This window comes from Bacteroides sp. AM16-13, assembly GCF_003602705.1.
Classification (GTDB): Bacteria; Bacteroidota; Bacteroidia; order Bacteroidales; family Bacteroidaceae; genus Bacteroides; species Bacteroides xylanisolvens.
The window spans coordinates 27,018-40,020 of sequence record NZ_QTLK01000029.1 but is presented as its reverse complement, the minus strand read 5'-3'; the positions used below and the strand labels follow the sequence as shown (position 1 = coordinate 40,020).

The 13,003-nt window shown below is 42.0% G+C and carries 9 protein-coding genes; 5 read left to right on the top strand and 4 right to left on the bottom strand.

The window, feature by feature from the left end; translation table 11 throughout:
- The first annotated feature begins 3 nt into the window (after positions 1–3).
- From DW173_RS19795 to DW173_RS19775, 5 genes are all read left to right on the top strand, one after another.
- Positions 4–3,969 carry a hybrid sensor histidine kinase/response regulator transcription factor gene (locus DW173_RS19795; protein ID WP_120145063.1) on the top strand — a complete coding sequence of 1,322 codons (3,966 nt, stop codon included), beginning with the start codon at positions 4–6 and terminating at the stop codon, positions 3,967–3,969.
- Between the two features lie 25 nt (positions 3,970–3,994).
- Positions 3,995–6,013 carry a beta-galactosidase trimerization domain-containing protein gene (locus DW173_RS19790; RefSeq protein WP_120145062.1) on the top strand — a complete coding sequence of 673 codons (2,019 nt, stop codon included), beginning with the start codon at positions 3,995–3,997 and terminating at the stop codon, positions 6,011–6,013.
- 17 nt (positions 6,014–6,030) lie between these two features.
- Positions 6,031–7,464: a glycoside hydrolase family 30 protein gene (locus tag DW173_RS19785; RefSeq protein ID WP_120145061.1), complete on the top strand. Its 1,434-nt coding sequence runs from the start codon at positions 6,031–6,033 to the stop codon at positions 7,462–7,464.
- Between the two features lie 48 nt (positions 7,465–7,512).
- Positions 7,513–9,156, top strand: a complete 1,644-nt coding sequence (locus DW173_RS19780; RefSeq protein ID WP_120145060.1) for a sulfatase — start codon at positions 7,513–7,515, stop codon at positions 9,154–9,156.
- 346 nt (positions 9,157–9,502) lie between these two features.
- Entirely contained in the window at positions 9,503–10,051 is a 549-nt protein-coding gene (locus tag DW173_RS19775) for a hypothetical protein (RefSeq protein ID WP_233562240.1), read from the top strand.
- Positions 10,052–10,405: 354 nt separating this feature from the next.
- Here the strand turns inward: DW173_RS19775 and DW173_RS24005 are convergent, their stop codons facing one another.
- Genes DW173_RS24005 through traN form a run of 4 tightly spaced genes read right to left on the bottom strand, consistent with a single transcriptional unit; the run spans position 10,406 to position 12,975 of the window.
- Positions 10,406–10,978: a tRNA (adenine-N(6)-)-methyltransferase gene (locus tag DW173_RS24005; protein WP_199722854.1), complete on the bottom strand. Its 573-nt coding sequence runs from the start codon at positions 10,976–10,978 to the stop codon at positions 10,406–10,408.
- Between the two features lie 10 nt (positions 10,979–10,988).
- Positions 10,989–11,453, bottom strand: coding sequence for a DUF3872 domain-containing protein (locus DW173_RS19765; RefSeq protein ID WP_199722853.1), 465 nt, complete (start codon positions 11,451–11,453; stop codon positions 10,989–10,991).
- 20 nt (positions 11,454–11,473) lie between these two features.
- Complete coding sequence (locus DW173_RS19760) at positions 11,474–12,061, bottom strand: conjugal transfer protein TraO (protein ID WP_120145058.1); 588 nt, start codon at positions 12,059–12,061, stop codon at positions 11,474–11,476.
- Entirely contained in the window at positions 12,058–12,975 is a 918-nt protein-coding gene (traN, locus tag DW173_RS19755) for a conjugative transposon protein TraN (protein ID WP_060451330.1), read from the bottom strand. The genes DW173_RS19760 and traN overlap by 4 nt, the downstream gene beginning before the upstream one ends.
- Positions 12,976–13,003: the final 28 nt, after the last annotated feature.

Here is a 13,003-nt window from a genome sequence, read left to right as displayed (position 1 = left end):
ATTATGATTTACATTCTATACATTTTCCTTTTGATTATTTTTTCCACACCTTTGTGTGGGCAAACTACTGATGCGCCACTCCCGATGCAATTACGCACTTTTTCCGTAAACGAAGGATTGCCGCAGCAGGCAGTTACGTCCATAGCCCAAGACAAAAATGATTTCATTTGGTTAGGAACTTATGACGGATTATGCAAATACAACAGCATCGGTTACAAAAACTACTACCATATTAACAAGGCAAAGAATTCTTTGTCAAGTAACAGAATTCTTTCCATTCTTGCTGATTCGAAAGGGAATTTGATTGTGGGTACAGAAGGCCCCCACTGTGTGAATCTATATGATAAAAATGCAGATAACTTTCGTACACTGACCGAAGCTCCGTGGAAAGACTGCCGAAGTTTAACGGAAGATATCAATCAAAAGATATGGGTAGGCACTTCCACTGGACTCTATTTCTTACATATAGACAGTACACATCAAGTGACTTGGGAGCACACCAAAATCAACAAACTAAAACAAGCCAACATCAAACAAATCGTACGGTCGTCAGACAATAGCATATGGGTGCTTACTCAGAAAAGATTGTTCCAACTGGACACAAACCAAAACATACAGAAAGTTTATGACCATCCTTGCATCAAAGGGACCAGAACCATCTCTTGCAATTCTTCGTCTCAACTATTCATGCTTCACCATGAAGGTTTGTATATGATTGCCGGGAAAGAAGTGATAAAAACCAACATAGAAATTCCTTTTACAATCCTACAAGAGATAAAAAAAGATTTTTATATAGCTGGGACAGAAAATGATGGCATACGTATACTGCAAGCAGAACAAAAAGGAATTTTTCAAATTTCTTCCACAGAAAGAATAAATCGTCTCACTTTCTTTCAGTCAAATCTAATTCGGACTTTCTTTATAGACCGTTCCAACTGCTTATGGATAGGGAGCGGACACAACGGCGCTGCCATTCTGAGCCTAAACCCTCTACCCTTTGTCAAGTTACCTATGCCGGAAGAAGAAGCACACCCTTTTGTGCGAGTAATCAGCAAAGATGCCTCGGACAACTTATGGATAGGCATCAAATTAAGCGGATTGTATCGACTGAAAAATGGCATTTATACCAGATTTCCCGTCGATTCTAATCAGAATTTCAACGCCATCATGGAAGATTCTTCCCAAAACCTATGGATACTGACTAATAAGAACGTATATATTTACAAAAGGAGCAGATTGTATAATTTAAAAGAGATAAAAGGCATTCCTACTGACATTTACGACCATATACTTGCCGCAAGCGCTATTATCGAAGATGATCAAGGTACCATTTGGATTGGCGGTACGGGGAAAATGGTCAGAATAAAAGGTCTCTTCTCTTCATCTGTCTCTGTAAACTATTTCAATGCTCCATACACACAAGACATATTCTGTTTAGAGAAAGACGATATGGGACATATCTGGTTAGGATCCCGTTCCAACGGCATATTTATAATTACATTGAATATATTTTCGGATATTCTGGAATATAAGAGCATAAATACCGCCAACAGCATGCTCAAGAGCAATTACATTTGGGATATGTGCTTGTCTAAAAACGGGAAACAAATTTGGGTAGCAACCGATTCAGGACTCAATTCATTCGACACCTCCTCTTTAAAAGAGTGCTCGGATACTTATTCCAATCATGAAAAACTGAGTAATCATAAAATACTGAGTGTAACAGAGGTGGCAGACGGTTCTATTTGGCTAAATACCAGTCAAGGATTATTGTATTACAATCCCACCAACAACCATTACCGAGAATACTACTACAACGACGGTCTGTACTCCAATTGCATGACAGAAGCCAGCTTTTTGGATACTGACGGAGTCTTATATGTGGGGTGCATCAATGGCATAAACTATTTCAAACCTGAAAAAATCACTAACACTCAAAGTAATACACAAACACAAATCATACGCTTCATGGTTTACAACAAAACTATCAAGCCGAATCAAGAGATTAACTCAAGTGTACCATTGAAGTGCAACATCACAGAGGCTGACAAAATAGAGATATCTTACTTAAACAACAACTTTTCTTTTGAATTCATCGCACCCAATTATGCCTTCCCTGATAAAATGCACTATGCCTACAAACTGGACGGAGTAGACGAAGATTGGGTCAACACCTCCTCGGAGAATCGTATCGCCACCTATAACAACGTAAAGGCCGGGAAATATATCTTTCGAGTAAAAGCATCAGAAACAGCAGAGGTATGGAATACACCTGAAAAATGTATAGAAGTAACTGTAGAAGAAGCTCCATGGAATACCGGATGGGCCTACTTATTATATTTAGCTGTAGTGACGGGGATAATAGGACTGATTCTAAATCACTATTTCATTAAATATAAGTTAAAAAGGGATTTACAGATAGAATATATCCAACGGGAAAACGAGCAGATATTGCATGAAACGAAATTGCAATTTCACACCAATATTTCGCACGAAATACGTACATCGCTCTCCTTAGTGACTGCTCCGCTTAATGACATTATTAATGACATCGAAGAGGTGGCGGATAGTACAAAATTAAGTATCGTACGCAGAAACATAGATTATTTGAACAATTTAGTTTCTCAATTTTTAGATTTGCATAAAATTGACGAAAGTTCCATTTCGCTCTGTGTTACCAAGACTAATATTTCCCTACTATTTCAAGATGTCTATGAACGTTTCAAACCCATTGCCGACAAACAAGGGGTAGAATTCCGATTGATTTGTGAACCTTCAAACATTATCGGTTATTTGGATGAGGACAAAGTCTTTAAAATGCTCAGCAATCTAATTTCCAATGCCATCAAATTCTGCCAATCAGGAAATAGCGTAACTGTATTTGTGACCTTAATCAATGATACGATTGAGTTTTCTGTAGAAGACACCGGATATGGCATCTCCAAAGATGATATCACGCATATATTTGAACGGTATTATCAAAATGACCGTCAAAAGAGTAAAGGAACAGGAATAGGACTTTCATTAGTAAATCAATTGGTGAAACTGCACAAAGGAACTATTTCGGTAAAGAGTAACCCGGATGGAGCTCAAACCCTATTTACAATAAAGTTGCCGATCGGTAAAGAGTGTTATGACGAAAATGAAAAAATGGAAAAAGGCGATAGCCCGATTGTGATTAATGAACAGTCAGAAAATCTCCAGGAAGATAAACCCGTTCTTATCATTGTGGAAGACAACTCAGACATGAGCACTTACCTAGGTGTTTCATTAGCAGAGAAGTTCAATATCATCTGCAAGAACAATGTCAATGAGGCTATCAAGGAGATTGTACGGCTCATTCCAGACTTGATTCTTCTGGATATCATGTTAGAAGGTGACAAAACGGGATATGACTTATGCCACATTGTGAAAAACAACATGATAACCAATCATATCCCCATTTTGATGCTGTCAGCCAAAGACACTCCTGAAGAAATTGCCTTAGGCTATGAATGCGGTGCCGAAGATTATATTCTGAAACCGTTCTCAATGAAAATATTGCAAAGAAAGATAGATAACATCATCAAATACCGTAAAAAAGATCTAATCAAATATACCTTGAACGAAAGTACAGAACATAGGAAAGACAAGAAACCCTGTGACCCATTCTATGAAAGCCTGATTACTCTGATTCAGACAAATATCAGTAACTCGGATTTTAGTATCGTAAATATCTGCGAAGAGTTCAATGTGAGTAGGACCCAGCTATATCGAAAGATAAAGGCTGTCACTGATACACCTATATCCGTGCTGATACGCAATCTGAGAATGGAAAAGGCTTATGAACTGTTTAAGGAGGGCAATTATACAGTCTCAGAAGTAATGTATCAGGTAGGTATTAGCAGTAATTCCTATTTCTGCAAGACATTTAAAGAGTACTTCAAAATACTTCCATCTGAATTTGTAAAACAAACATCTAAAAAATAATCATTCATTTTATAACAATAACCGTATGCAAAAGAAAACATTTTTAATGCTGTTATTCATGCTGGTTCCTTATCTAAGTTCATTTGGAACAAACATCAGTAAGCAAAGTACTCCATTTATCGGAGCTCAAATTTTCATTGAACCAGGACAAACCGAAGTAGAAATCGAACAGTGGTTCAGGTTGTTGGCAGAAAACCACATGAATACTTGCCGTATTCGTATGTTTGGAAAATATATACAAACTTCCAACGGTACATACAATTTTACTTTATTCGACACAGCCTTCAAAATGGCGGAAAAATATGGAATAAAAGTATATGCCACTCTATTCCCCGATACAGACTTTACCGATGTAGGTGGTTTCAAATTTCCCCACTCAGACGCACACCAGAAAGAGGTGGAAGGGTACATCAAGAATGTAGTGTCTCACTTCTCTCAATACAAGAATTTGACAGCGTGGGTATTAATTAATGAACCGGGCACACCGAACCTGCCTTTCGATGAAAAGTTCACTCAAGAACACTTTGCCAATTGGCAAAAAGAACACCGGTTTTCTGCTTATAACGAAAAAGGGTATCCGGTATTGAACTTTGAAAAAGACAAATTTGTAGTCGATTACCACAATTGGTATCTGAATTGGTTAGCAGAACAGGTACGCACCTACGACAAGAAACACAACCTGCACGTGAATCCACATAACATATTCAGGCTCTACGGTTTATACGACTTCCCGACATGGCGCACTTTTCTGAATAGTTTAGGCGGATCGGCACACGCAAGTTGGCACTTTGGTTACTTCCCCCGCAAATCCTATACAGTGGGCATGTCAGCCAATGCCGAATTGATACGTTCAGGAGCAGGAGAGTTACCCTGGCTAATGACCGAACTTCAAGGAGGCAACAACCTCTATAGCGGCGCCAATCCTCTCTGTCCGACAGCCGAAGAGATTACCCAATGGCTTTGGATTAACTTTGCCACCGAAGCCAAAGGAAACATTTTCTGGAGTTTCAATGCAAGAAGTACTGCCGCAGAGGCCGGAGAATGGGCAATGATTGATTTTAAGAACAGGGCTACCGACCGAGTAACAGCGGCATCGAAAATAGGAAAGTTCATTGCAGATAACACCGAAATGATGTCGAATATCCAGACATTGAACAGCGGCATTTCCATTTTATACAATCGTGAATCCGCATGGGTGGAAGCCGCACAAACCAGAGGCAAACAAAATGGTAACGGACGTAGCATCGGTGCCGCCATGTGTTCTCCTCTATCCTATTTCGAAGCATTAACAGAAGTCGGTTATCAAGTTAGCTTGAAAGAGTTCAAAGAGTTCGATTTCTCTCTGAATGATTTTACCAACCAAGTGATTATCCTTTCCCACCAGATAGCCCTGGACGATAAGGCAATCCAACAACTTGAATCGTTTGTTGAAAAAGGAGGAACATTGATTGCCGACGGATTAACCGGTTTCTATGACTACCAGGCACACAGCACGATGGTCAGCGGATTTGCATTGGAGAATCTGTTCGGAGCTTCCCCCATTGAGTTCAAGTTAAAAGAGAACGTATTCGATTTAGGCATGAAGAATATTCCGTACGCTCTGTCTGCACATCTGTGGAAAGGAACCATCGAAACTTCAAAAGCCACACCCATTTTGGACAAAGACGGAAACTGCATTGCTTGCAGCAACCAATATGGCAAAGGAAAGGTATATTGGATTCCCTCCCCCATCGCACTAGGCGCGCGTGCATCCAAAAATTACTCTGAATTGGCTAAATTTACCATTGACCTGCTTCCATCTCAAATGCAGAATGAGACCATTCATTTCGACAGGCATCACAAAGATGTCTTTATGAAAAGCTTCCGCAGTAAAAACAGCGTCTATTCTCTGATTATCAATAAGTCTCAATCTATGCAGAGCGTTAACATCGTTGGTGGGAAAAACAAAGGTCACATAGTATTTGCCAATAAGGATGCCCGCATTACTGCCAATCAAGTTACAATTACACCTGAAGAAACTGTCGTTATCAAATGGGGAAAATAATTTAAAGGACCTACATAATGAATAAGATTTATTACTACATAGCAAGCGTCTTAATTTTATTAACCGGGTGTTCACAAAGTTCACACCTACATATCAGCACTACCATCGAAGCTCCCTGGCAGATGGTTACTAACATTATTTTGCAGAATTCACAGACGGCTTCCGCACTTTCCCTGACTATTAACACTGCCGATACCGGCCAAGTCATAGAGGGTTTTGGAGCCTGTTTCAATGAACTGGGATGGGACGCATTGTCATTTCTCTCCGAAGAAGATCGAAATGAGGTATTGCAAGAGTTATTTCAACCTGGGAAAGGAGCCAATTTCAACATCTGTCGTATGCCTATAGCCGCCAATGACTTCTCAAGGGATTGGTACTCATATGCAGAGACTCCCAACGACTACGCCATGGAACATTTCTCTATCGAGCATGACAAGGAAACGCTTATTCCTTTTATTCATAGTGCCTTGAAGCTCAATCCGGATATTCGGATTTGGGCTTCTCCGTGGTGTCCTCCTACTTGGATGAAAACCAACGGGCACTATGCCTCACGATATCAACGCAATTGCCGTAACGACAAGTTCCGTAACGGATTGCTCTTATCACAAGAAGGGCACGAAGGTACCGATATGTTCCGTACGGATTCGATTCACCTGAATGCATACGCCCTCTATTTCCAAAAGTTCATCCAAGCCTATCGTAAAAACGGGATAAATATTTTTGCAGTGATGCCCCAAAACGAGTATAATAGCGCACAAGTATTTCCCAGTTGCATATGGACAGCAAACAGCCTGGCCAAATTTATTGGGAGCTATTTAGGTCCGGTAATGAAAAAAGAAGGAGTAGAAGTAATGTTCGGAACTATGGAACGCCCCCATTATCTACAAGTGGATACCATTTTACAGAACCCGTCTGCCACACCATACATCTCCGGTGTAGGTTTTCAATGGGCTGGACGCAAAGCCATTGGTGAAGTACGCAAAAGATACCCGCAAATGCGCTTGCTGCAAACCGAACAAGAGTGTGGCAACGGCAAAAACGACTGGGAAGGGCTACTCCATTCTTGGGACATCCTAAAGCATTTCGTGAATAATGGGGTAAGCATCTATAACTATTGGAATATGGCTTTATTAGAAGGTGGTGTCAGCCGATGGGGATGGGCACAAAACTCTTTGGCTGTAGTCGATTCTACTCGCCATACTTACCGTTGGACACCGGAATATTACCTGATGAAACACGTATCACATTTTGTCAGTCCAGATGCACATTACATTAAAAGCACAGGCGAAGCAGCACAGAAATCTATCTCATTCGTCAATCCGGATGGGCAGATTATCATCATCATGGTGGAAGAAGATGGTCAAGATCAATGGATAGAAATATCAGCTTCTGGAAAAGAAAAGAAAATGGTTTTACTACGTGCCAACAGTATAAACACCATTTGCCTATAGCCGTTTGGCCATATCTAAATTTATTAACTACTAAAACGAACAATTACAATGACAAACAAGAAAAATTTATTGCTAAATACAGCTGTCATTTTACCCCAGCTGATTATTGCGCAAGAGTCTGCACTTAACGAGGTTTACCAAAAGTATTATGGAAAACAGATTGATAGCCCAATCTCCCAAAATGCTCCTAATATACTTTTGATTACCAGCGACCAGCATCACTGGATGGCTGTGGGATATAATGACCCAAAATGTCAAACACCCAATTTGGACAGATTGGCTCAAAGAGGTGTTATCTTTGATAAAGCATATACCTGCAATCCTGTAAGTACCCCCGCACGTGCATCCATCATCACCGGACGTTATCCCAGCCAACATGGTGCTTACGCATTAGGAACTAAATTGCCGGAAACGGAATTGACTATCGGAGAGTGTCTGTCAAAATACGGTTATGAAACGGCACTCATAGGGAAAGCCCATTTCCAACCATTGGCTGGAAATGCTCAATACCCTTCGGCCGAGGCATATCCTATCTTGCAGGACTTAGACTTTTGGAAAACATTCACCGGACCATTTTATGGTTTCAATCATGTAGAGTTAGCCAGAAATCATGCAGATGAGCCCCACGTAGGCCAACATTATATCATTTGGTTACAGAATCAGATCGGAGAGCAATGGAAAGACTGGTACCGCACACCTACCGGAAATGCTCCTCAAGGACAATATGGCTCATGGGCAATGCCAGAAAAGTACCATACAGATGCTTGGATTGCCGAACGTTGCATCGCGCTACTTGATCAATATAAGAAAGGAGACAAACCTTTCCTTTTATGGGCAAGTTTCTTCGACCCACATAATCCTTACTTAATACCTGAACCGTGGGCATCCATGTACAATCCGAATGATATGGACATACCCGAAACCGTGAACGATGACATTTCAGACATGCCTCTTCACTATCGAATAACCAGAGAGGAGAATCCAGACAAATCCATCTGGCAGGAAGGAGATCCGTCTTATCCGGTGCACGGCATTGCACGGCACCGCTGGACAAAAGAAAAATTGCAGAAAAACAAAGCCATCTATTATGGAATGGTTTCCATGATGGATCATTACATTGGCAAGATATTGGATCATTTGGAGGAAAACGGACAAATAGACAACACCTTAATTATATTTACAACAGACCACGGAGCCTTTATCGGACATCACGGTTTAGTGGGCAAAGGTGCATTCGACTATGAAGATGCCGTGAAGATTCCATTTGTCGCCTCCTTCAAAGGCAAGATGCCGCAAGGCAAAAGAAGTGAAGCACTCATTTCATTGGTGGACATTGCTCCTACCATTTTAGGTATAGTAGGTAAAGATATCCCAAGAACCATGACCGGCATTGATCAAACCGATGTATTAATGGGCAAAAAGAGCGAACTTAGGGAACATGTTTTAGTGGAAAACCGTTTCCAAATGACCAAATTCTATGTTTGCACTTACATCGACAAACACTACAAGTTAGCTTTCGATATGAACAGCGATGAAGGAGAACTGTTTGATTTAGAAAAAGACCCGAATGAAATGGTGAATCGCTGGAATGATGCCGAATACCAAGAAATCAAGAAAGAATTACTGCTGAAAGCATTACAGGCACGCATGAAAGCCGAACCTGTATTGATGCCACGTGTGTCCGGAGCGTAATTTTCAATACCGATGAATCTCTTCTCACAATAGTTGCAGGGAAGAGATTCATCATTAGACCAATTGCAAATACAACAAGAACTTATTTAATCATTATATCATCATGAACTTTTCCAAGACAATAGCCTTGGTCGTGTGTTTCTTTGTTCTTTGTCCTTTCTCCTGCCTTCGGTCAGAAAAAAGAGAATATTGAATTTACGCTATACGACCTCACCATCGGTGAGCCAGTGAAAGGGGCTGTCGTGGAATTGCTCTACCTGCCCGACTCAGTACTGTAAGCTATGAATACGGCAAAGCCAAGTTTCAAGGAATACCATATGGAGATTATAATGTAACAGCAACGTTTGTGGGTTATGAACCTGCCCGAATCCACATACGTTTGAATGCACATTTTCTCTCTCCCGACACAATACGAATGCAACCAGATGTGCAGTTGTTAGATAAGGTAGTAATCAGCACTCCTGCTCTACGTTCCACACAGAACGATGATACTCTCAGCTATCGTGCCAATGCCTATAAGGTCGTATTGGAAGCCAACTCCGAATCGCTACTGACCAAAATGCCAGGTATATCCGTTTCCGATCAAGGAGTAGAAGCACATGGACGAAGTGTACGAAAAATCATGATTGATGGGGAAGAGTTCTTTGGCAATGATGTCCTCTCTACACTAAAGCACATTCCAGCGGACATGATTGAGGACGTAGAAGTCTTCAACAAGCTTAGTGATGAGGCCGAACTTACAGGAATGGATAACAGCAGAGGGTTTACAACTATCAATATCCACACCAAACCCGACCGTCGCAAAGGGACCTTCGGACACCTCTATATGCAGGTATACATATCAATACCTTCGTCCGACAAACACCTTTTGTCCACAAACACTTGTAATAATTAATAGTACCCTTCGCATAACCACTCTCATAAAAGTAATTGAGGCATTGTTCAATGAGCTTTTTAAATTCTACTTTCTCCATAAAATCATTCTTTTATAATTAGATATATACAGAATGAATATAATGAGAAGTTTTTATACGAAGGGACTAAATAAATTCATTAATATACAATAGGTTTGCTCATTTTATAAGTATTGCACTTTACATAATATCTTACTTGTCATAATCCCACTCCTTGATGCAGGTGACCGCCTTGTCAATCATGGAAGGCGGATTTCCGGCACGGGCGGAAAAGGCGGAAATCGAAAGAACAATAAAAAAGTTTTTTCCCATAATCCATTTTTCCGTTTGTGCTTTCAAACAACGCCTAAGGAAAGTCCGGCGTCTTCTTCCGCAATATTCCGATTCAAGTTATCCACATCCCGATGCATACGGCTGTAATCATTCCGGCGGACCGCCAGTTCCTCAAACACGATTTGTTTAGGCAAAAGACGGTGACAATAATAGCTGCTGCCAAATGAGACACCTCCCCCTTTGTCAAACTGGATGCGTTTGTCAAACATCAGCAATTGAAGCTCCCTGTCCTTGAACAGCCGACACGGACCGACACTGTTCAGCCAGAAATTGGACATCAGCAGGGCGAACGGCTTGTCCAGTTGCAGGCAGCGTTCAAAAACGTCCATTTTTCTGCTGAAAGGCGGATTAGATACAATAATATCCCAACAATCCGGCTCGTAAGCAAAAAAATCCTGTCCGGTATTTATATGCGAGTATTTTACCTGAAATCCGGCTTCCTGCAGATGAAGCACGAACTCGCTGTGGCACGTGTCAAAAGGGCACCATATGATCTTCCCCTCAGGCAGATACTTGATGATGGGAGCCACTCCGTATCCCGGAGTGTATTTCTCGTCACTGCAGTTCAAGAACATCCTGCTCAATTTACTGGGCACGGGCTCCTCCTTCCGTTTTCTCCGCCCCGTCATTCCTGTTATTGAAACTGAAACTCAGCTGCCGGACATCCTGCCAGTTATTTTCAAAGTACAAATCAATCGTTTGTGCCTCATTCGTACTCCTTGAAGTGTAATACAACCGGAACTTCTTCTCACTCAATAAATAGCGGTCATTGGGTTTCAGAACCGTACCGTCTTCCAGCTTCAACAATCCGTTCCCGTCAGGCTGGAAATAGCGGAGAGTATAAAGCGTTCCGGAAAAATTGCCCTCTTCGGTAATTTCCAGACGGATTTCCACCGTCTGACCGCCGGCTATCTTGTCCGCTACGGGCATCGCCTCTACCGTGAACGGATATTCCTGCTGAATATCCAGGTCATCACTACAAGAGCCAAAACAAAACAAGGAAGCTGCCATACAGCACAATATCATTATCAGATCAAGTATCTTTTTCATTTTTCGTATGGATTTAGTCATTATAAAATGTATTTGATGCCCAAGCCATATTGGGTATGGAAGTGCTTTGCGGCACTCCTCCAAAAAACACGTTCACGAAGACGCAGTAACAGGACGACCTTGTCTGAAAGATAAGTTTCCGCTTCCAGTGTCACTGCACCGCCATAAATGAACGATTCGTGTTTTTTCAGGACGGCACCGTCAAAGAGCAGTCCCTTTCCACCGTTTACAGTTTCATACCCCATCAATCCCGAAGCACCAATATTCAGAAATACATTTTTCCCCAGGTCGGAAAAGAAATTGTAATAGTAGCCGCCTTCCGCAGTATACTGCTCCAAAGGGATACGTGTATTACGGTAGGGATAATACCGCCGCATGATTTCAATACCCGATACCCATTTGTTTCCTCCCTTGGCATAGGTAGAAACGGCAAGTCCGAAAGCGAATCCCGTATCATTACGTTCCTTCCCGCAATAAAAACCGTCAACCATATCCGCCATTAGCTGCACACCTTTCATACCCGGCAGGCAGCGTTGGGCCTGCGCCTGCCCCAGAAACAGGGCAAGCATAGCCGCAAGCAGCAACACAAATTTTCCGGTCATTCTCATCGTACCTTCAATTCGTTAACGGGTTCAGCACGCACAAGGTCCTCATTATCCACCTCAAACATCTGGTGGCGGCCTCCCTGTTTCTCATACATCTCCACCACCAGTTTCTTGTCCTCCGGTATCGTAAATTTGGGTAACGCGAACACCGTACGTTCCGAGGCCTTTCCATCCACACGGGTCACATAGTTGCAGGCACGCAAAGGATAGATCACCTGTTCCTGCATAGCGGTACGTTTCACGATTTTTTTATCAACAATCTTAAAGGTCACGAAATCCACATCAAACGGGACATTCGTCTCATTCCTTAGCTGTGTATGAAAGTACAGCAGGTCATTATGGGTATAAAGCCCCCTAAGCAGGAACTGGACCCCGAAACGTTTACAGCCGATATGTCTGACCCGTCTTTTGTCCTGCCTGTGCACGGACTTCATAATCAGGCGTACCAGACGCGGGGACTCATTGCCCAGTTCCTGCAAATAGATTTCCATGGCATTGTTCGGACGGTTCACCGTTTCACCGTCATGGATGAAATCGCACATCTCCACGTTCAGCAGGAGCGGTTCATCCGCATACCTGACATTGAACGTGTAAAAATTTCCATCTTCAGTGATCACGCTCATGTTCGTCTCATCCCGGAAATGCTTTTTAGCCGCTTTCACACGGATCACGTTCTCCGCCGCATCCGCCTTTCCGGCTATCAGATTGGTGGACCCCAGGTCCACATACTTGATCGGGGAAGGAAATATGACATGTACCGTTTTATCATAAGTGATTTCCAGCCCGTGCGGGGCTATCATCCTGCTAAAGCCGATCTTGCGGCTCAGTCCCTCAAAAAAATCCCCGCTACTCAACTGCGCACTGGCAGCCGTCACACCCGTCATCAGGGCAAAAAACATCATCAGAATCTTTTTCATATCCGATTGCATCTTGATTGGTTGGTTA